15 protein-coding genes are annotated in these 19,432 nt (G+C 67.8%); 7 read left to right on the top strand and 8 right to left on the bottom strand.

The window, feature by feature from the left end:
- The first annotated feature begins 15 nt into the window (after positions 1–15).
- Positions 16–2,196: a 1,4-alpha-glucan branching protein GlgB gene (glgB, locus tag ACOQOP_RS12100; RefSeq protein WP_420566529.1), complete on the top strand. Its 2,181-nt coding sequence runs from the start codon at positions 16–18 to the stop codon at positions 2,194–2,196.
- Between the two features lie 6 nt (positions 2,197–2,202).
- Here the strand turns inward: glgB and ACOQOP_RS12095 are convergent, their stop codons facing one another.
- Together ACOQOP_RS12095 and ACOQOP_RS12090 are read right to left on the bottom strand one after the other, a co-directional pair.
- The gene (locus tag ACOQOP_RS12095) at positions 2,203–2,637 is read right to left on the bottom strand and encodes a PAS domain-containing protein (protein WP_420562062.1); all 435 of its coding nucleotides are present in this window, start codon (positions 2,635–2,637) and stop codon (positions 2,203–2,205) included.
- Between the two features lie 253 nt (positions 2,638–2,890).
- The gene (locus ACOQOP_RS12090) at positions 2,891–3,145 is read right to left on the bottom strand and encodes a hypothetical protein (protein WP_420562061.1); all 255 of its coding nucleotides are present in this window, start codon (positions 3,143–3,145) and stop codon (positions 2,891–2,893) included.
- 199 nt (positions 3,146–3,344) lie between these two features.
- Between ACOQOP_RS12090 and ACOQOP_RS12085 the strand changes: the two genes are divergently transcribed.
- On the top strand, positions 3,345–3,893 hold the full coding sequence (locus tag ACOQOP_RS12085; protein ID WP_420562060.1) for a PAS domain-containing protein: 549 nt from the start codon (positions 3,345–3,347) through the stop codon (positions 3,891–3,893).
- A gap of 14 nt (positions 3,894–3,907) precedes the next feature.
- On the opposite strand, the gene ACOQOP_RS12080 is transcribed toward ACOQOP_RS12085, so the two are convergent.
- Complete coding sequence (locus ACOQOP_RS12080) at positions 3,908–5,584, bottom strand: sulfotransferase (protein ID WP_420562059.1); 1,677 nt, start codon at positions 5,582–5,584, stop codon at positions 3,908–3,910.
- A gap of 222 nt (positions 5,585–5,806) precedes the next feature.
- Positions 5,807–6,781 (bottom strand): zinc ABC transporter substrate-binding protein, encoded by a 975-nt coding sequence (locus tag ACOQOP_RS12075; protein ID WP_420562058.1) that lies wholly within the window; start codon positions 6,779–6,781, stop codon positions 5,807–5,809.
- Between the two features lie 90 nt (positions 6,782–6,871).
- Here ACOQOP_RS12075 and ACOQOP_RS12070 point away from each other — a divergent pair, with 90 nt between their 5' ends.
- Together ACOQOP_RS12070 and ACOQOP_RS12065 are read left to right on the top strand one after the other, a co-directional pair.
- Positions 6,872–7,723 carry an ATP-binding cassette domain-containing protein gene (locus ACOQOP_RS12070; RefSeq protein WP_420562057.1) on the top strand — a complete coding sequence of 284 codons (852 nt, stop codon included), beginning with the start codon at positions 6,872–6,874 and terminating at the stop codon, positions 7,721–7,723.
- Positions 7,716–8,513 carry a metal ABC transporter permease gene (locus tag ACOQOP_RS12065; RefSeq protein WP_420562056.1) on the top strand — a complete coding sequence of 266 codons (798 nt, stop codon included), beginning with the start codon at positions 7,716–7,718 and terminating at the stop codon, positions 8,511–8,513. Before ACOQOP_RS12070 ends, ACOQOP_RS12065 begins: the two co-directional genes overlap by 8 nt.
- A 140-nt stretch (positions 8,514–8,653) precedes the next feature.
- Here ACOQOP_RS12065 and ACOQOP_RS12060 read toward each other — a convergent pair whose 3' ends face one another.
- The 3 genes from ACOQOP_RS12060 to htpG all read right to left on the bottom strand — a co-directional run bounded on the left by ACOQOP_RS12060 (position 8,654) and on the right by htpG (position 13,088).
- Positions 8,654–9,187: a hypothetical protein gene (locus ACOQOP_RS12060; protein ID WP_420562055.1), complete on the bottom strand. Its 534-nt coding sequence runs from the start codon at positions 9,185–9,187 to the stop codon at positions 8,654–8,656.
- A 122-nt stretch (positions 9,188–9,309) separates the two neighbouring features.
- Positions 9,310–11,004 (bottom strand): methyl-accepting chemotaxis protein, encoded by a 1,695-nt coding sequence (locus ACOQOP_RS12055; protein WP_420562054.1) that lies wholly within the window; start codon positions 11,002–11,004, stop codon positions 9,310–9,312.
- 182 nt (positions 11,005–11,186) lie between these two features.
- Complete coding sequence (htpG, locus tag ACOQOP_RS12050) at positions 11,187–13,088, bottom strand: molecular chaperone HtpG (protein ID WP_420562053.1); 1,902 nt, start codon at positions 13,086–13,088, stop codon at positions 11,187–11,189.
- 147 nt (positions 13,089–13,235) lie between these two features.
- Here htpG and ACOQOP_RS12045 point away from each other — a divergent pair, with 147 nt between their 5' ends.
- Genes ACOQOP_RS12045 through ACOQOP_RS12035 form a run of 3 tightly spaced genes read left to right on the top strand, consistent with a single transcriptional unit; the run spans position 13,236 to position 18,106 of the window.
- Positions 13,236–16,451 carry a helicase-related protein gene (locus ACOQOP_RS12045; protein ID WP_420562052.1) on the top strand — a complete coding sequence of 1,072 codons (3,216 nt, stop codon included), beginning with the start codon at positions 13,236–13,238 and terminating at the stop codon, positions 16,449–16,451.
- Positions 16,448–16,873 carry an RNA-binding S4 domain-containing protein gene (locus ACOQOP_RS12040; RefSeq protein ID WP_420562051.1) on the top strand — a complete coding sequence of 142 codons (426 nt, stop codon included), beginning with the start codon at positions 16,448–16,450 and terminating at the stop codon, positions 16,871–16,873. Before ACOQOP_RS12045 ends, ACOQOP_RS12040 begins: the two co-directional genes overlap by 4 nt.
- Before the next feature lie 42 nt (positions 16,874–16,915).
- A complete protein-coding gene (locus tag ACOQOP_RS12035; protein WP_420562050.1) occupies positions 16,916–18,106 on the top strand; it encodes an aminotransferase class V-fold PLP-dependent enzyme in 1,191 nt (396 codons plus the stop codon).
- A gap of 6 nt (positions 18,107–18,112) precedes the next feature.
- Here the strand turns inward: ACOQOP_RS12035 and ACOQOP_RS12030 are convergent, their stop codons facing one another.
- A complete protein-coding gene (locus tag ACOQOP_RS12030; protein WP_420562049.1) occupies positions 18,113–19,237 on the bottom strand; it encodes a sensor histidine kinase in 1,125 nt (374 codons plus the stop codon).
- Positions 19,238–19,432: the final 195 nt, after the last annotated feature.

Here is a 19,432-nt window from a genome sequence, read left to right as displayed (position 1 = left end):
GAGGAGACCCAACTCATCGATCCGACGACCGCCGCCGATATCGCCCGGGGCATCCACCCGGATCCGTTTTCGGTACTCGGCCTCCATCCGCAGGGCGACGGCGTCGTCGTGCGGGCCTTCCTGCCCGGCGCGGAACGCGTCGAACTGCTGCCCAGAGCGGCGGGCGACCCGATCGCCGAGCTTGACCCTGTCGGCTCCAAAGGGGTCTTCGCCGGACGGCTGGACACCCGGCCCGATCCCTACCGCCTGCGCGCCCATCGCGGGGACGACACCTGGGAGGTGCTGGACCCCTACGCCTTCGGCCCGGTGATCGGCGAGCAGGACGAGTACTATCTGTCCGAAGGCAGCCATCTGCGCCTGTGGCAGATTCTCGGCGCCCATCCGATGATCCACGAGGGCGTGGAGGGCGTCCATTTCGCCGTCTGGGCGCCCAATGCCATGCGGGTCTCCGTGGTCGGCGAGTTCAACGCCTGGGACGGCCGCCGTCATGTGATGCGGCGGCGCGGCGCCACCGGCGTTTGGGAGATCTTCCTGCCCGGTGTCGCGGAGGGTGCCCACTACAAATACGAGATCCGCGGGCCCGGCGGCATGCTGCTGCCGCTGAAGGCGGACCCGATCGGTTTCGGCTCCCAGCATCCGCCGGAGACCGCCTCCATCGTACGCGATCTGCGCGGCTATGGCTGGTCGGACGCCCAGTGGATGCAGGCGCGGGCCGCCCGCAATCGGGTCGACGCCCCGATTTCCATCTACGAGGTGCATCTGGGCTCGTGGAAACGGCGCTGGCAGGAGGATGGCCGCATGCTGTCCTACCGGGAACTGGCCGAGGAACTGGTTCCCTATGTGGCCGAGATGGGCTTCACCCATATCGAGGTCATGCCGATCTCCGAGTTCCCGTTCGACGGCTCCTGGGGGTATCAGCCGGTGGGGCTCTTCGCGCCGTCGATCCGCTTCGGCCGACCGGAGGAGTTCCGCGATTTCGTCGCCGCCTGCCACGCCCACGGGCTCGGCCTGATCCTGGACTGGGTGCCGGGACACTTCCCGAGCGATCCGCATGGCCTCGGCCAGTTCGACGGCACCGCGCTCTACGAGCACGCCGACCCGCGCGAGGGGTTCCACAAGGACTGGAACACCCTGATCTACAATTACGGCCGACGCGAGGTGTCGAACTTCCTCATCGCCAACGCCCTGTACTGGCTGGAGGCGCATCATGCCGACGGTCTGCGGGTCGATGCCGTCGCCTCCATGCTGTACCGGGACTACAGCCGGGCCGACGGGGAGTGGGTGCCCAACGTCCATGGCGGGCGCGAGAACCTGGAGGCCATCGCCCTGCTGAAGCGGATGAACGAGGTGGTCTACGGCGCCGATGCCTCGGTCATGACGGTGGCCGAGGAATCAACCGCCTGGCCCGGCGTCACCCGACCGACCAGCGATGGCGGGCTCGGCTTCGGCTTCAAGTGGAACATGGGGTGGATGAACGACACCCTGGAATACATGAAGGAAGATCCGCTCCACCGGCGCTACCACCATTCCAAGATGACGTTCGGGCTGCATTACGCCTTCAGCGAGAACTTCATCCTGCCGCTGAGCCATGACGAGGTGGTGCACGGCAAAGGCTCCCTGCTGGGGCGGATGCCGGGCGACCGGTGGCAGCGCTTCGCCAACCTGCGGACCTACTACGCGTTCATGTGGACCCATCCGGGCAAGAAGCTGCTGTTCATGGGCGGCGAGTTCGGACAGGCGCGGGAATGGAACCACGACGCGGAGCTCGACTGGGCCGCGCTGGAGGAGGGCGACCATGCCGGCGTGAAGGCGCTGGTGCGCGACCTGAACCGTCTCTACCGGGAACTGCCGTCGCTGTACCGGCGCGACGCCCGCGAGGACGGCTTCGGCTGGATCAATGGTGGGGCGGAGGCGGAATCCGTGATCGCCTGGGCCCGCTACGGCGAGGCGGCGGATGCGCCGGTGGCCGCGGCCTTCAACTTCACGCCGATCCCGCGCGGCGGCTGGCGCCTCGGCGTGCCGGCGGGCGGCACCTGGACGCTTCGCCTCAACACCGATGCCACGGGTTATGGCGGCAGCGGCGCGCCGATGGGCGAGACGATGAATAGCGAGGACGTTCCCTGGGACGGCTTCGCCCAGTCGATCGTCGTCGACCTGCCGCCGCTGGCGGGGGTGATCCTGGAGCACATGGGATAGGCCCGGTCAGCGGTAGAACTGCATCACCCCGATGATGTGGTCCGCCCGCGGACCCGAGCCGCCCAGGGGAAGCAGCAGCCGGGTATAGCTGCGGATATCACCGAGCGAAGTCATGGTGTCGGTGTGGGTGATCAGCACCGCGCACCGGTCGTCGGCGCAGCGCTTGTGCTCGTACAGGGTCTCGTCGAGGCTCGTGCCGCTCATCAGCTCGCGGATGGATCGGCCCTTCAGCCGGGCGGCGTAGCGGCTGGCCACGGTCTCGCCCACCAGGCGGAATCGGAAGTCGTCCGGTTCCACGTCCAGCAGCACGATGTGTTCGAGCAGGTTCGGGATATCAATGGGATCGACGTCGTCGCGTTCGGGCAGCGCCCGCTCGCCGCGCCACAGGTGCCAGGCCGTCAGCAAAGCCTGCGCGCGCGGCCGCCCCTCCAGGTCCGCCATTGCGGTGGCCGGGTCGAGGATCTGCAGCCTCTCCTGACGAAAGCGTCCCGCCGCATGTCTTATCGGTCCCGACATCCGGGAGAGACTAACATTCAAGAGGGACGGGAAGGCAGGCACAAGTCTGTGACTCCGGGGAGCGGCGGCCGCGTCCCGTATGCACAGACGAGCGGGCTGGCGGCATCGACAATGCCGAACCATAGACCAACGACTATGAGCGATCCGTTAATGGCGACCGATTAGTGGCCGAAGAGGCCTAGGCGATGCTCCGGGCGTCGTCGTCGTCGTCGTCGTCCACCATCAGGCCCTTGGCCATGGCGTCCTCCAGGTCACGCACCCGCGACCACAGGGCAGTCTTGGTCTCCGACGGCAGGCTTTCCAGCGTCTGCTGGCAGAGGATGAGGCTGAGGTTGTCGTTGTTCTCGATCGCGCTCGCGAGGTCGGTATAGGCGGAGCTTTTTCGCCCGAGCACCTCTGCGATCGCCTTCAGGACGATGTTTTTTCTAGACATTCCCAGGCCCCGCCCAGCGTCAGAATCAACGCCTGCGGAATCTTAGGTGATTCGAGCGCAGACCGTCCAGGCGGCACCTAAAACTGTGAGAAAGGTCACACATCTTTTGATGCGGATTGCGGGGCTGCACCACCGCACTAGATGATGTTTTAATCAAACCTGACGTAGCTTTGCCCGCATAGGGAGCAATCCGACCGGCATGAAAATCTTCCAGCGACCTCATATGCCCTTGCCGGTGGGCGTTGCAGAACGCCGTGAAGAACGGCTGGGCAAGCAACCGAGCGTTCGGTTGGGTACCTCCGACCGCGATCTCAGCCCGTTGGCAGCCGCGCTGCTCGGCTATTGGCAGTCCAGCCGACCGGCCGGCGGTGTCCCGGACCGCAGCGCCTTCGACGCCCTGCGGCTGACCCGGTGGCTGGGCTACCTGAGCGTCTATGAGCACGAACCGGAGCGGGACGATTTCCGCAACCGGCTCGAAGGCACCTATGTGGGCAATCTGACGGGCGAGAACTGGACCGGTCGGCGTGCGTCCGATGTCGATGCGCGGTTCGGATCGAGCTTTCTCGCCGATCTGCGCGAGGTGCGCGACCGGGCCGAGCCCGCGGCGCATCTGATCAAGGTGTTTCAGAAGGAATTCAGCCTCACCGAAAGGGTGCTGCTGCCGGTCTCGACCGTCCCGGGCGGGAAGCCCGACCAGATCTTCGTGGCCATCTTCGCCAACGGTAACCGGCCCGTTCAGAAAACCTGAGACCGGGTGCCGGATCAGGCCTCCGCTTCGATCCCGGAAGCCCGCAGCCGATCGCGCATCGGCTGGAGCTGGCGGGCATAGCGCCGCCAGGTTCCGATGGCCTGGCTGTGGATTGGCTGGCGCACCTGCTCGACGCTGGCGGTTCGCACGATCCGCTGGGTGTTCGCGAAGTCCAGGCAGCGATCGTCCCAGTCGAGTCCGCAATACGCCAGAAGCGCGCGGGCGACGGTTTCCGGTTCGGCGACCAGGGTCTCGTAGGACAGGGTGAACAGGCCGTCGGGTCGGCGCGCCGCCCAGTGGGCCATGAACCGGTCGTAGATCCCGTAGAGGGCGGCGACCTCCGCCTGGTCATAGGCGTAGTGAAGGCCCCAGCCGACAAAGTTGTGCCGGAAGATCGAGAAGCAGGTGTCGAGCGGATTGCGGCGGCAGTGGACGATCCGTGCGCCCGGCAGGGCCGACCAGATGGCCGGGACCATCTGGAAGTTCCCCGGCGTCTTGTTGACGGTGAACGGCCGGTCGCTTGGCTCGAGGGAGGCGACGTAGCCCGCGCCCACGCCGTGCCATCCGGCGGTGTCGAGGCCTCTGGCGCCGTCGGGAAAGCCGTCCTGGACGTTCACCCCCTCGAAGCCACGCAGCATCGCCAGGCGCAGGTTCTGGATCTCTCCGGCGCCATGGACCAGCGGATGGCTGGCCAGGATCTGCTCGACAAGGGTCGTCCCGGACCGCGGCAGACCGACGACGAAGATCTGACCCGCACCGGGTCCGCCGCCGGGGTCCTGGACGGCATCCACCACCTCGTCGAAGACCCGCTCGATCCGCTCGAAATAGCGTTGGTCCGCCTCCGTCGAGTAGGCGATCTGGCTGCGGACGAGGGCATTCGCCTGGGCCAGATGCTCGAAGGCGCCTTCGGCGTCGTCGAGATCCTCGCGCACCTTGAACAGGGCGAAATGGGCGTCGGCCCGCTGGCGCGCCGGCAGGTTGGGGGCTGCGGCCAGACGGATCAGGTCCCGGACCCGGGCGTCCTCGCCCTTGTGCCGGGTGATCCGCGCCAAGCTGTAATGCGCCGCCGTGTTGGTGGGCATCTGGACGATCGCCTGTCGGAATGCCCGGCGGGCCGGCTCGATCTGCCCGGCCTCCAGCAGGCGGGTCCCGAGGCGCAGACTGACCGCCGAGCCCGGAGCGAGGACCGCGGCACGCCGGCAGGCCGCCACCGAGTCCTCCATGCGATACCGGTCGATCAGAACGTCCGACAGGGCGAGCAGGGCCGGGGCGCCGGGCTGCAGGGCGATCGCCCGGCGCAGCGCCCGCTCCACTTCCTCGAACCGGCCGAGCTGGCGCATACCCTGGGCGTAGGTGAGAAGAGCCCGGGGGCTTTCCGCCAGCGCCAGGGCGGCGCGATAGGCCTGCTCGCTGGCGATCAGCCGCTCGGATTCCAGGAGGAGGGAGGCGCGGGCGAAGGCGATGTCGGGTCGGCTCGGGCTTTGGGCGAGGGCCTTGTCCACCTGGCCCAGGGCGGCGGCCGTCGCTCCCAGGGCGGCGAGCACCATGGCGGAGCCGAACAGGGCATCGGTATGGGTAGGCTCCAGCCTGAGGGCGGTCTCGTAGGCGGCCAGCGACGGGCGGAGCCGGCCCGCCGCGTGATGGGCCCGCGCCTGTCCCAAGGCATCCGCGACGGCCGATGCGTCAGCCATCAGGTGACGTCGCGCATGGATCGACGGGCAGGGGGGACGGCAACACTAGGACGAACAGCGGCGGACTCTCGCATGGAGCGCGGCCACGCGCGTGGCCGACTGTTCCAGTGAGATGGCATCCGATCGGGTGTCCCGGAAGTGGGGTTCTCCACGAAGTTCCGGAACTTCTATCTTTCCGGTAGAGCGGGAAATCCGCCGCCGCGCCCGTCGGGGTGCGGACGCCTAGTCGGCCATGCAGTCATGCAGGGTCTGGGCGATGCCGCGGATCAGCGCCGGATACATCCCGGGGCCTTCCTCGAGTGCGCTGCCCAGGGGATCCAGGGTGGCGATCTTCGCGTCGCTGCCCTCCACGATCACCTCGGCGATCGAGGGGTCGAACTGCGGCTCGATGAAGACGCAGACGAAGCCTTCCTCCTCGATCTCCTCTCGCAGTTCGGCGATCCGCTTCGCGCCCGGCTTGATCTCCGGGTTCACCATGATCGCCTCGCCCTTCGCCAGGCCGTACCGCGCCTCGAAATGACCGAGGGAGTCGTGGAAGGTCAGGAACGGCTTGAACCAGACCGGCTCCAGGGTGACGGTCACGTCCTCGCCCAGGCGGCCGATCTCTGCCGAGATGCTGTCGGCATTGGCGGCGAAGGCGGCGGCATGTTCCGGCATGGCCTGGCTTAGGGTGCCGGCGATGGCGGCGACCATGGCGTGGGCGTTCTCCGGATCCAGCCAGATATGCGGATCGTGGGCGCCATGATGGTCGTGCCCGTGCTCCTCGGACTCCTTCTTTCCGGGCTCCTTGTGGTCATGGTCCTTGTGGTCGGCGTCATGGCCGTGGTCGTGGTCATGGTCCTCGGCGAAGTCGCGCTGGGTGATGCCCGGCGCGGACATCATCGTCTCCACTGTCGCCTTGGCCGCGAGGGTCTCCAGCGGATGCTCCAGGGCGGTCTCTAAGCCCGGTCCGATCCAGAAGACGACGGCCGCGTTCTCCAGCATGCGGGCGTCCGATGGCTTGAGGCTGAAGCTATGGGGAGAGGTGGTGCCGGGGATCAGCAGGGTGGGGGTGCCGACACCCTGCATCACGGCGGATACCAAGGAATGGAGCGGCTTGATGGTGGCGACGACCGCAGGCTCGGCGGCCCATGCCGGACCGGTCAGACCGGTCAGCAGCGCGGCCAGAATCGGGGCGGCGTTGAGGGGGCTCCGCATCGGGACTCTCCAGAATGTTATATTATAACGTTGCGGTCAGTCGTAGCCGCTGTCATATCTCCGCGCAAGAGGGAAGCGAAAGGTTCACACATGGCGACTGCCGAGGTTCTGCCGGATGCCCCGCGCGGGCCGGATGACGTGCTGGTCCGCCTGTCCGGCGTCGGCGTCCACCGCGCCGGACGCTGGCTGACCCGCAATGTCGATCTCGACGTGCGGCCGGGGGAGATCGTCACGCTGATCGGCCCCAACGGGTCGGGAAAGACGACCACCGCGAAGGTCGCGGCGGGCGTGATCCGGGCCGATGAGGGCCGGGCGGAGACTCGGCGCGACCTGCGGATCGGCTACGTCCCGCAGAAGATCCAGATCGACTGGACCCTGCCGATCACGGTGCGCCGGCTGATGACGCTGACCTCCCGCCATTCCGCCGCCGAAATCGCGCAGGCGCTGGAGGCGGTCGGCATTGCCCATCTGGCCGAGGCGGAGGTCCAGTCGCTGTCGGGCGGTGAGTTCCAGCGCGCCCTGCTGGCCCGGGCCATGGTGCGCCGGCCCGACCTGCTGATCCTGGACGAGCCGGTGCAGGGCGTGGATTTCACTGGCGAGGTCACGCTCTACGGTCTGATCAAACAGATCCGCGACGAGACCGGCTGCGGCATCTTGCTGATCTCCCACGACCTGCATGTGGTGATGGCGGAGACCGACACGGTGGTCTGCCTGAACGGCCATGTCTGCTGCCGGGGCACGCCGCAGACCGTGGCGGAGAACCCGGAATACCTGCGTCTGTTCGGCGGGCGGGCGGCGCGCGCGCTCGCGGTCTACCGGCACCAGCACGACCACACCCACCTGCCGGATGGCCGCATCCGCAATGCTGACGGATCGATCTCCGAGGGCCACGCCCATCACCATGACGGGCACGACCACGGGCATAGCCACCATCATGCTTGACGATTTCTTCGTGCGCGCGCTGCTGGCCGGGATCGGGGTGGCGTTGACGGCCGGGCCGCTCGGCTGCTTCGTGGTGTGGCGACGCATGGCCTATTTCGGCGACACCATGGCCCATGCCGGTCTGCTCGGCGTGGCGCTTTCCCTGGTGCTTCACGTCGCTCCGGTCCTGGGCGTCTTCGTGGTGGCTGCGGCCATCGCCGGCGCGCTTCTGCTGCTCGACCGGCGCGGGGCGTTGTCGACCGACGCGCTGCTCGGCCTGCTGTCCCACGGGACCCTGGCGGTCGGGCTGGTGCTGGTCGCCCTGATGACCTGGGTGCGGATCGACCTGACCGCCCTGCTGTTCGGCGATGTGCTGGCCGTGGGGCTGACGGATGTGGCGCTGATCTGGGGCGGCGGCGCCGTCGTGCTCGCCGGCTTGTTCCGGTTCTGGCGGCCGCTGCTGGCCGACACCGTGCACCCGGATCTGGCGGCGGCCGAGGGCATGCACCCGCAGCGGGCCAGGGCGGTGCTGATGCTGCTGATGGCGCTGGTGATCGCGGTGGCGATGAAGGTGGTCGGCGTGCTGCTGATCACCTCGCTTCTGATCATCCCGGCCGCGGCCGCGCGTCGGCTGGCGGCTACGCCGGAGGCGATGGCGGTGGCGGCGGCGCTGACGGGCGTGACGGCGGTGGTGCTCGGCCTGTTCGCCTCGCTGCAATGGGACACGCCGTCTGGGCCGTCGATCGTGGTTGCGGCCATCCTGCTGTTCTGTGCTGGCCTGGCACTACCGGCGCTACGCCTGGGGCGGTAGAGCTCACAGCTCCCCCACATACCAAATCCCCGGCCTCGTGCCGGGGCCTACTCGTCCGCCGCCGCGAACCTTTGGACGTCCGTGGTAATCCTATCGTGGGCCCCGGCCCAAGGCCGGGGAGCGGCCAATGAATGGGCGGATCACGACACGAAGCACCCTTCCAGCCGGCCGGTATCGGCCTCGCTGTTGTCGTCGAAGAAGCCCTCGCGCGTCGCGTCGCCCCGATCGGAGGTGAAGCGGGCGCGGATCAGGCCCTCGGCGATCTCGTCGGTGGACACGACCGTCGGGGCGAAGCCGGCGGTGTCGTCCAGGTCGATGGTGAAGCCGAACGTGTCCCCCGGTGCGAAGCGGCTGAACCGGAGGGTGAGCAGGGTGTCGCCGTCGGTGACCTCGCTGCGGTCGGCGATGACCGCCGTGCCGGTCGCCTCCTCGAAGGGCTGGTAGACGCTCAGCCCGGCGCCCTGCTCGGTCACGTCGAAGATGACGCGGCCGCGCGACGGACCCAGATCGATCTCCACCTCGGTTACCGCCCAGCCGGGGTCGCTGGTGTTCGTCAGGGTGAAGCGGTCGGCCGGCGCTCCCTCGGTGAACGTCGCGACAAGGCGCGGACCGCAGGCATCGGCGAAGGCCGTCGTGGGAAGCAGGCATAAAGCGAGAGCAGGGATCAAACGCATCATCACCTCCGGATCCGACCGACTGTTCCATGACATCGGTCGATCCGGAGTGCCGGCAACCCCATTCGCGGTTACGGTAGTGCCGGTCGTTACGATACCGGCACTACCGCCCCGTTGGGCCGTCAGCCGGTCTTGATCCGGTCGACGAAGGTCGAGACCTGCGACTTCAGCGCGTCGAACTCGCTGTTAAGCTGGCCGATCGACTCCGACACGAGGCTGACATCGGCACCGGTCTCCCGAGACAGGCCGCTCACCGACTGGATGGTCGACACGGTCTGCTCGACGCTGGCCGCAGCCTGCTGGGCGCTTTCGGAGATCTCCCTGGTCGCCTGGCCCTGCTGGTCGATGGAGTCGGCGATGGTCGAGGTGATGTCGTCGACCTCCCGGGTGGCGTCGGCGATCTCCCGGATGGCCGTCACCGCGCCCGAAGTTGCCGCCTGGATCGACCGTATCTGCTCGGCGATCTCCTCGGTCGCCTTGGCGGTCTGGGTCGCGAGGCTCTTCACCTCCGAGGCGACGACGGCGAAGCCCTTGCCGGCATCGCCGGCCCGAGCCGCCTCGATCGTGGCGTTGAGCGCCAGCAGGTTGGTCTGCTCCGCAATGTCCTGAATCAGGGCGACCACATTGCCGATCTTTTCGGCGTCCTCGGACAGGCTCTCGATCTGCTCGTTGGTTGCCTGAGCCTTTGCGGTGGCGTCCTTGCTGGTGCGGGCCGATTGCTCGACCTGGCGGTTGATCTCGGCGATGGACGCGCTCAGCTCATTGGCGGCCATGGCGACGGACTGGACCGCGCTGTTGATCTGACCGGACATGGAGCCGACGGTATCGGTCTCCGAGACCATGCGGGAGTTGCTCGAGACCAGCCGGTTGGCGGTACTGCTCATGTCCCTGGCGGCGGAGGACACCGCCTCGACGACGCTGCGCACCGAGGCGTCGAACTCCTCTGACAGCTTCACCATGGCGGCGCGGCGCTCGGATGCGGCCGCCTCCTGACTGCGCTCCTGCTCCTCGCGCAGGCGTTCGACCTCCCGGCCGTTGCGCTTGAACACTTCCACCGTGCCGGCCATGGCGCCGAGCTCGTCGGTGCGGTCGGCGAACGGTATGTCGGCGTCCAGATCGCCATCGGCGAGCCGGATCATCGCGCTGGACAGGCCGCTCAGGCCACGCACCACGCTCAGGGTCACCCAGGCGATCAGCGGCAGAATGATGACCAGCCCCGCCACCACCATGACCACGGAGACCATTCGGGCCTCGTCGACGGCCTGCTGGCTTTCGGCCAGCCGGGCATCCAGGGCGTCGTTCGCGCGGTCGTAGATCACCGTCAGCGCGCCGGCGAACCGCTCGCCCGCACCGTCGATGACGTCGTCGATCTTGGCAAAGGCAGCATCGTCCGCGTTGGTGGAGATCGCCTCGGCCAGGTCGACCTTGATCGCCGTGGACAGGGCGGCGAAATCCGGGCCCAGGGCGTCGGCCCGGGCGCCTTCGCCGACCTCCTCGGCGAGCGCCGCAACGGTCGGGATGCTGCCGGTGATCAGGTCGGTGGCCTGGGCAATGACCTCAGCCCGCTCCGGCTGGATCTGCCCTTCTGCCTTGTCGATGATCGAGTCCATGGCGGCCAGCAGCAGTTCGATATTCGCGAGCCTGACCGCGGTCAGGACCGAAACCTTGTCCTGCAGCTCGGCGGCCGCCGCCGTCTTCGTCTTCACCGTGTCGGCAGAGTTGAACTGGATCGCGCCCAGGGCCGCAATGACGATGACGACCAGTGTCGCGAGCACCACCATCCTGCTCTTGAGGGACCAGCTTTTGAGGTTGAGCATGTCCGTCTCCTTGAACTGGATTGTCCAGGGTGACGGAAAATGTCTTAAAATGAAGTGAATTTATTACAAAGATTTCCGCTTACGGGAAAGGGGCTTGGGTCAAAACGCGAGACGCCGCGGCGTTTTGACGGCCGCGGCGTTCTGAGAGTGTGTGCGTTTGCCCCGCTCCGGGCGACGAAGGATCAGGCGCCCAGCGCCTTCACCATCACCTCGGAGAAGCGCCGGGTGAAGGCCTTCGGGTCGCTGACCGGCTCGCCCTCCAGGATCCGGGCCTGTTCGAACAGCAGATGGGCGGCGTCGTCGATGCCGTCGGTCCTGCCGTCCTTGACCAGCTTGGCCAGGCCCTTGATCAGCGCGTGGTCCGGGTTGACCTCCAGCACCCGCGGGGCGGCGTGGTCGAGCTGCTTATGCTGGCGCAGCATTCGCTCCAGATTCATGTCCATGTCGGTCTCGTCGGCGACCAGGCAGACCGGGCTTTCCGACAGGCGGTCTGTGGTGCGCACGTCCTTGACCGTGGCGCCCAGGGCCAGTTTGACGGAGGCGACCAGGCTGTCGACCGAACCGGCGTCCTTGGTCTCCTCGTCCTTCGTCTCGGCGCTGTCGTCCTTGTCCGCCTCGCCCGACTTGATGGCGGCGAGGTCGGCGCCGCCGCGGGTGATGGACTTGAGCGGCTTGCCCTTCACCCCGTCGAACATGGTCTGAACCCAGAACTCGTCGATCGGGTCGGTGAGGAACAGGACCTCCACCCCCTTCTTCAGGAAGCCTTCCAGCTGCGGCGACGCCTTGGCGGCGGCCTCGTCCTCGGCGGCGATGTAGTAGATCGCCTCCTGGCCTTCCTTCATGCGCTCGATATAGCCGTCCAGGCTCGCCAACTCGTCGCCGGCGGTGGACTTGAACCGCACCAGGTCGAGCAGCGCCTCCTTGTGCTCGCCGCCATCGGCGTAGAGCCCTTCCTTCAGCACCGCGCCAAAATTGCGCCAGAACTCGGCATAAGCCTCCGGTTCCTTCTTCGCCTTCTTGGCGAGATCGCCCAGCACGCGCTTGGTCAGCGCCTTGGAGATCGTGGTGACCACCGGATTGTGCTGCAGCATCTCGCGGCTGACGTTGAGCGGCAGGTCCTCGCAGTCGACCACGCCCTTCAGGAAGCGCAGCCAGGACGGCACCAGCCCTTCGATCTCGTCGGTGATGAAGACCCGCTTGACGTAGAGCTTCACGTGATGGCGCCGCTCCGGGTGGAACAGGTCGAATGGGCGCTGCGACGGCACGAAGAGCAGGCCGTGGTATTCGATCCGGCCTTCCGCCTTCCAATGGACGGTCATCCACGGATCGTCGAAGGCGTGGCCGACGTGGTGATAGAATTCCTTGTAGTCGTCGTCGGAGATCTCGCTCTTCGGACGGGTCCACAGGGCCGAGGCCTGGTTCAGGGTTTCCTCGGTCTCGCCCCCCTCGCCATTCGTGCCGGTGAAGATCACCGGGAAGGGGATGTGGTCGGAATAGGTGCGGACGATGGTCTGGATTCGCTGCTTCTCCAGGAACTCCTTGGCGTCCTTCTTGAGATGCAGAGTGATGATCGTGCCGCGGGTGGCCTTCTCGGCCGGGGCGACGGTGTATTCGCCGAGCCCGTCGGAGGTCCACAGCCAGCCGGTGCTCTCGCCGGCCTTCCGGGTCAGGACCTCGACCTTGTCCGCCACCATGAAGGCGGAATAGAAGCCGACGCCGAACTGGCCGATCAGGCTGGTGTCCTTCTTGGCGTCGCCGCTCATCTCGTCCACGAAGGCCGAGGTGCCGGAGCGGGCGATGGTGCCGAGATTGTCGTGCAGCTCGGCCTCGGTCATGCCCACCCCGTTATCGGAGAGGGTCAGCGTCCTCGCCTTGTCGTCGGCGGCGATGCGGACCTTGAAGGCGCTGTCGTCGGCGGTCAGATCCGGATTGGAGATCGCCAGGAATCGCAGCTTGTCGCAGGCATCGGCGGCATTGGAGATCAATTCGCGCAGAAACACCTCGCGCTCGCTGTAGAGCGCGTTGGCGACGATATGCAGAAGTTTCGAGACTTCGGCTTGAAAGGATCTGGTTTCGGCAGCCATGGCAGTGGGTCCGTTGTTGCTATTGTCGACTGTCAGGACGGGACCGAGATATGGCCGATGGGTGACGTCTGCAAGACCTTCTCTGTGCGGACGCCCATATGTGTTATGCCCAAGGCTGCATTGAACGGAGCCCTTTGTAGTTTCCCAATGGTTCTCGCCTCGCCCGCCGCTTCCGTCATGGCCGTCCTCGGTCCGACCAATACCGGCAAGACCCATCTAGCGATCGAGCGGATGCTCGCGCACCGCACCGGCGTGATCGGATTTCCGCTGCGGCTGCTGGCGCGCGAGAACTACGACAAGATCGTCGCCCGCAAGGGACACCGGGCCGTGGCGCTGGTCACCGGCGAGGAGAAGATCATCCCGCCGGATGCCCGGTACTTCGTGTGCACCGTCGAGTCCATGCCGCTCGACCGGGCCTTCGAGTTCCTGGCGGTGGACGAGGTGCAGCTCGCCGGTGATCCGGAGCGCGGCCATGTCTTCACCGACCGCCTGCTCCATGCCAGGGGACTGGACGAGACCATGCTGCTCGGCTCGGAGACGATCCGTCCGCTGCTCAGGCGGCTGGTGCCGGAGGCACGGTTCGAGACCCGGCCCCGGCTGTCGGAGCTGAGCTATTCCGGCCTGTGCAAGATGACCCGCCTGCCGCGTCGCAGCGCCGTCGTTGCGTTCTCGGCGGCCGATGTCTATGCGATCGCCGAGGTCGTGCGCCGGCAGCGCGGCGGCGTGGCGGTGGTGATGGGGGCGCTCAGCCCGCGCACCCGTAACGCCCAGGTTCAGATGTACCAGGAGGGCGAGGTCGACTACCTGGTCGCCACCGACGCGATCGGCATGGGTCTGAACATGGATATCGACCACGTGTTCTTCGCCTCCGACCGCAAGTTCGACGGCCGCTTCCCGCGCAAGCTGCGCGCGGCCGAGCTGGCGCAGATCGCCGGGCGGGCCGGGCGTCACATGAACGACGGCACCTTCGGAGTGACCGGCAACTGCCCGCCGCTGGACGACGAGGCGGTGATGGCGATCGAGACCCACACCTTCGACGCGCTGAAGCAGCTTTCGTGGCGCAACACGCGGCTGGATTTCTCGACGATGCGCGACCTGAAGCGCTCGCTGGAGGTCTGGCCGGAGCACGACTTCCTGTCGCGCAAGCGGGACGGTGAGGATCAGGAGGCGCTGGAGGCGCTGTCCCGGATGGAGGAGGTGGCGAAGCGGGCCAACGGCCCGGGCCGCATCCGGATGCTCTGGGACGTCTGCCAGATTCCCGACTTCCAGAAGCACCTGACGGAAAGTCATGCACGCCTCCTCGCGCAGGTGTATCTTTACCTGACCGACGCTGAGGAGAAGCTGCCGAGCGACTGGGTCGACGGTCAGATGAGCCGGTTCGACCGGACCGAGGGGGATATCGATACCCTGATGGGGCGTATCGCACATATCCGCACTTGGACCTACATTACACATCGAGGGGACTGGATTGACGATGCCGGTCACTGGCAGTCTAGGGCGCGCGCGATCGAGGACCGGTTATCGGACGCGTTGCACCAGCAGCTCACTTTAAGGTTCGTCGATCGGCGGTCGGCGACCCTGTCGCGGAAGCTGAAGGGTGGTAAGGAGGATATATTGGCGGGCGTATCCGGCGACGGGACGGTAACGGTCGAGGGGCATCGTGTCGGGCATCTGGAGGGGTTCTCCTTCCAGCCCGACGCCGCGAATACCGAGGAAGAGAAGCAGGTGATGACGGCGGCGCGGCGCGTCCTTCCGGACGAAATCGCGCGCCGGGTCTCCCGGCTGGAGAGCGATCTGGACGAGGTTTTCCGTCTGGACGGCCATGGCGTGTTCTTCTGGCGGGGCACCCCGGTGGCCGATCTGGTCGCCGGCGACGTGCCCTGGCGGCCGGACGTGCGCGTGCGCGAGAGCGACATGCTGGAGCCGCCGCAGCGCGACCGGGTGCAGAAGCGCCTGCGGACTTGGCTCGAGGTCCATCTGGAAGCGGTGATCCCGCAGTTGCTGCAGCTCGCCCGTTCGGACCTGTCGGGCGGTGCGCGCGGCATCGTGTTCCAGGTGCTCGAGGGCCTCGGCAATGCCCCGGCCGAAGCGCTGCGCCCGATGGTCAAGGAGCTGGACGAGCAGGGCCGCAAGGACCTGGCCCGGGTCGGCATCCGCCTCGGCACCGAGAACCTCTACATCCCGCAGCTCCTGAAGCCGAAGCCGGTCGCCATGCGCGGCCTGCTGTGGTCGGTGTTCCACGGCCGCTTCCCGGAGGAAGGACTGCCGCCGGAGGGCCGGGTGCAGGTGGTGCGCCGGCCGGAGACGCCGAAGGAATATGACATCGCGCTCGGCTACCAGCGGCTTGGCGGCCGCGCGATCCGTATCGACATGGTCGAGCGCATCGCCGCCCTGATCCGTCAGGCCGCCCGCAACGGGCCGTTCGCGATCAACCCGGACATGCTGTCGCTTGCCGGCGTCGACCACGAGACCTTCACCGCGATCCTGAACGACCTCGGCTACCGCAAGGTGGGCGAGCGTCCGGCCGACCAGCCGGCGGCGGCCCAGACGCCGAGTGAGGCGTCCGACGCCCCGGCGGCCGCCGAGGAGCCCACGCCCGGTGAGGCGGTCGCGGCCGAAGCGGGCGCAGAGATGGCGTCCGAGCAGCCCGCAGTCGAGCAGGCTGGACCCGAGCAGGCTGGACCCGAGCAGGCCGAGGGCGAGGCCCGGGCGGAGGTTGCCGACGCCCAGGCGCCGGAGAGCGTCGGCGCGCCGGCACCCGAGGACACGCCCATTGTCGAGGTGGCCCCGGCCGAACCGGCCGCCGAAACCCCGGCAGTGGCCGCGCCGGAGGCCCCGTCCGAGGCTGGGCCCGAAGAGCCCGTCGCCGAGGCCGCTCCCCAGGACGGGACGGCGGAAGAGACGCCGGACACCGCCGGCGAGACCGAGGCCGAGGCTGTGGTCATGGTGCCGCTCTTCGCCCGTCGCCGGCGTGAGGAGGGGCGTCGTCCCCGTCCGAACCGCAACCGTCAGCGCCAGGGGGGCGAGCGTTCCGATGCGGAAGCCGGCGCCGACACCAGGACCGACGGCAGGCCTGGTCGGGAGAAACGCGCCGACAACCGTCCGAACCAGGGCAAGCCGAGCAACGGCAAGCCGGGAGGCGGCAAGCCGGCCCATGGCCGTCAGGGCGAGGGCGACGGCCAGCGCTCCGACCGTCGGCGCGGCGGCGGCAAGGGGCCGAACCGGCGGGACGACCGCCGCGGCCGGGACGACCGGCCCCGGGTGCATACCGCCGAGCCGGAACGTCGCGGCGAGATCGATCCCGACTCGCCCTTCGCGGCCCTGGCCGGTCTGCGCGACGCCATGCGCAAGAAGGACGGATGAGCGGAAGCGACGCCTCCGCTCCCGACGGCGCCGACAGCCAGCGCCTCGACAAGTGGCTCTGGTGCGCGCGGTTCTTCAAGTCGCGCTCGCTCGCCAATGCGCTGCTCGCGGCCAGCCGCTTGCGCATGGACGGCTCCGTCGTCGCCAAGGCGCACCAGAAGGTGAAGGTCGGCGCGGTGCTGACCTTTCCCCAGGGCCCGCATGTTCGGGTTGTGAAGGTCCTGTCGCTCGCCACCCGGCGCGGCCCGGCACCGGAAGCCCGCACCCTGTATGAGGATCTTGCGCCGATTCCCGAGCGCAAGGCGGACAGCGCTGAGGCGCCACCGCCTGAACCGAGCGCGCCCAGCCGGGACAAGGGCGCCGGGCGCCCGACCAAGCGGGATCGCCGCGCCATCGAACGGCTGTTGGACGACAACGGCTAGGGCCGGTAGCCTCCGCGCCATAGAGCGCAAGGGAGGTTTGCCATGTCCACGAAATCAGCGCCCATCGATGTTGACCGGGCTCGGGCCGAGACCCGGGGCTGCGAGGGCATGGCCCATCTGAACCATGCCGGTTCCTCGCTGATGCCGATCCCGGTTGCCGATGCGCTGATCGGCTGGCAGCGCGAGGAGGAGTTCCGCGGCGGCTACGAGACCGTGGATCGCTATCAGGACAAGCTGGAAAACTTCTACGACGCCACCGCCCGGCTGCTGAACTGTGGGCGGGACGAGGTCGCCTTCATCGAGAACGCGACCCGGGCCTGGGACATGGCGTTCTATGCGCTCGATCTCGGCCCCGGCGACCGCATCCTGACGACGGAGTCGGAATACGGCTCGAACATGATCGCCTATCTGCACCGCGCACGGCACACCGGCTGCGAGGTCGCGATCGTTCCGAACGACGGCCATGGCCAGATCGATGTCGAGGCGCTGGACCGCATGGTCGACGATCGGGTGAAGCTGATCTCCATCAGCCACGTGCCGACCGGCGGCGGGCTGGTCAATCCGGCCGCCGCCGTCGGCAAGGTCGCCCGCAGGCACGGCGTGCCGTATCTGCTGGACGCCTGCCAGTCGGCCGGGCAGGTGCCGCTTGATGTGCAGGCGATCGGTTGCGACTTCCTGTCGGCGACCGGCCGCAAGTACCTGCGCGGGCCGCGCGGCACCGGCTTCCTCTACGTGCGCGGCGACTGGATCGAGCGCCTGGATCCGCCGTTGCTCGACCAGCACGCGGCGGAGCTGATCAACGAGCGGGAATACGTGATCCGCGGCGATGCCCGCCGATTCGAGAACTGGGAATGCCACTTCGCCGGCAAGGCGGCCCTGGGCGTCGCCATCGACTACGCCCTCGGCTGGGGACTTGAGGCGATCCGCGACCGGGTCCAGCCGCTCGCCCAGACCCTGCGCGACCGGCTGTCGGGGATCGACGGGGTGGAGGTGCTGGACGAGGGGGCGGAGAAATGCGGCATCGTCACCTTCCGCAAGGCGGGGGAGGAGGCCGACAACATCAAGCGGCGCCTGAAGGCGCGCCGCATCAATGTCAGCGTCGCCGGCGACAGCGGCGCCCGGGTCGGCTACGACCGCCGCGGGATCTCCACGGCGGTCCGGGCGAGCGTGCATTACGTCACCCTGGAGCGCGAGATAGACGACCTGGTCCGCGCCGTCGCCGACGGCCTCTGACCGCCGTCAGGCCGCCCGCGAGGTGCCGGCCTTCGGATCGGCCTTGCGGAAGCTCAGCGTCAGCGACCGCGCACCGTCCTGTGTCGCCGTGACCTCGACGGTCGCACCGGTGCCGACGGCCAGCGAGTTCACCAGCGACAGGCGCAGGGCCGCCGGGGTGGAGGAGCTGAAGCTCTCCCGCTCGGCGAACCGAGCCAGCTCCGGCGGTACGTCGCCGGAGGACCAGGGAAGGTCGCCCGTGATTGTCAGCCGGGCGTGCTCTTCCGTTTCCGTCAGGGCGATGTCGATCCTCTGAGCGGGCGGCGTCGTGCCGATGGCGACCTGGATCGCGTGCAGAATGATCTGCTTCAGGGATCGTTCCGGGGCCAGGATCATCGGTGTGTTGGCGTGAGGCATGAGCAGGTTGACCTGGGTCCCGCAACGTTCGGTGTGGAAGTGGGACAGACGCACGGCCTGCTCCACTGCCGCGCCCAGATCCACCGCGTCCGGCGAGACCGTCTCCGGGTCGGCCTCCTCGGCGCTGAGATCCAGAATCGTCTGCAGGGTCGTCAGCAGATCCTCGCCGCTGGTGCGGATGCCGCTTGCATAATCGCGGTACCGGTTGCTGCCCAGCGGGCCCAGCGCTTCGGTGGTCATTACCTCGGCGAAACCGATCACATGGTTCAGCGGCGTGCGCAGGTCGTGGCTCATGCCCGCCAGGACCTGGAACTTGCTGCGGTGTCCGCGCAGGGCTTCCTCGCGCTGGGCACGGGCGGTGTCCAGCGCCATGTCGAGCCGGGTCACGGTTTCCTGGACATTGGCCAGCAGCACGCCGGCCTCGTCGTCGTAGCGGGTCGGCAGGGACGGGATCTCCCGCTTCTCCAAATAGGCACGCAGGGCCGCGGCGGCGCGGGTGACGGGCGCCAGCAGGAGGTAAAGCATGGCCATGGTGGCGGCGGTGCCGAAAACGGTCGCCACCAACAGCGCCAGCAGCACGCCCATCGTGTCGGACAGGGCGATATCGGCGGAGAACAGTATGTAGGCCACCGCGCCGATCATCGGGATATGCACCCCGACGAAACTGACCGCCAGGATCTTCACAAGATAAACGCGGGGCAGCGGAAGGCGGCTCATCCAGTCGTAGAACTTCATGGGACCAGTCGCAAAGTTTAGAAGGATTCCATTTCTTCCTTCGTCCAAGCCCTTGCGGCGTCAGTCAACGGGATTCGCTTACGCTTCATTAGTAAGCGTGAAATACGCATGCCGATCAGCGGCTTGCGAGCGCAGCGAGGAAGAATGGGTCGGCAGACGGGGGCACGCGGCGCGCTCGGTCTGCCGGCCGATCGG

This window comes from Thalassobaculum sp., from assembly GCF_965223715.1.
In the GTDB taxonomy this organism is placed as follows: Bacteria; Pseudomonadota; Alphaproteobacteria; order Thalassobaculales; family Thalassobaculaceae; genus Thalassobaculum.
The sequence above is the reverse complement of the archived record's forward strand: the minus strand, read 5'-3'. Positions and strand labels throughout refer to the sequence as shown.

Excerpts from the sequence above, each read along its gene's own strand:
- ACOQOP_RS12080 (WP_420562059.1), bottom strand. The coding sequence starts at position 5,584 with ATGGCTGACGCATCGGCCGTCGCGGATGCCTTGGGACAGGCGCGGGCC.
- ACOQOP_RS12055 (WP_420562054.1), bottom strand. The coding sequence starts at position 11,004 with ATGCTCAACCTCAAAAGCTGGTCCCTCAAGAGCAGGATGGTGGTGCTC.
- htpG (WP_420562053.1), bottom strand. The coding sequence starts at position 13,088 with ATGGCTGCCGAAACCAGATCCTTTCAAGCCGAAGTCTCGAAACTTCTG.
- ACOQOP_RS12035 (WP_420562050.1), top strand. The coding sequence starts at position 16,916 with ATGTCCACGAAATCAGCGCCCATCGATGTTGACCGGGCTCGGGCCGAG.
- ACOQOP_RS12070 (WP_420562057.1), top strand. The coding sequence starts at position 6,872 with ATGGCGACTGCCGAGGTTCTGCCGGATGCCCCGCGCGGGCCGGATGAC.
- ACOQOP_RS12095 (WP_420562062.1), bottom strand. The coding sequence starts at position 2,637 with ATGGCGGACCTGGAGGGGCGGCCGCGCGCGCAGGCTTTGCTGACGGCC.
- ACOQOP_RS12065 (WP_420562056.1), top strand. The coding sequence starts at position 7,716 with ATGCTTGACGATTTCTTCGTGCGCGCGCTGCTGGCCGGGATCGGGGTG.
- ACOQOP_RS12085 (WP_420562060.1), top strand. The coding sequence starts at position 3,345 with ATGAAAATCTTCCAGCGACCTCATATGCCCTTGCCGGTGGGCGTTGCA.
- ACOQOP_RS12060 (WP_420562055.1), bottom strand. The coding sequence starts at position 9,187 with ATGCGTTTGATCCCTGCTCTCGCTTTATGCCTGCTTCCCACGACGGCC.
- ACOQOP_RS12030 (WP_420562049.1), bottom strand. The coding sequence starts at position 19,237 with ATGAAGTTCTACGACTGGATGAGCCGCCTTCCGCTGCCCCGCGTTTAT.
- ACOQOP_RS12090 (WP_420562061.1), bottom strand. The coding sequence starts at position 3,145 with ATGTCTAGAAAAAACATCGTCCTGAAGGCGATCGCAGAGGTGCTCGGG.
- ACOQOP_RS12040 (WP_420562051.1), top strand. The coding sequence starts at position 16,448 with ATGAGCGGAAGCGACGCCTCCGCTCCCGACGGCGCCGACAGCCAGCGC.
- ACOQOP_RS12075 (WP_420562058.1), bottom strand. The coding sequence starts at position 6,781 with ATGCGGAGCCCCCTCAACGCCGCCCCGATTCTGGCCGCGCTGCTGACC.
- ACOQOP_RS12045 (WP_420562052.1), top strand. The coding sequence starts at position 13,236 with ATGGTTCTCGCCTCGCCCGCCGCTTCCGTCATGGCCGTCCTCGGTCCG.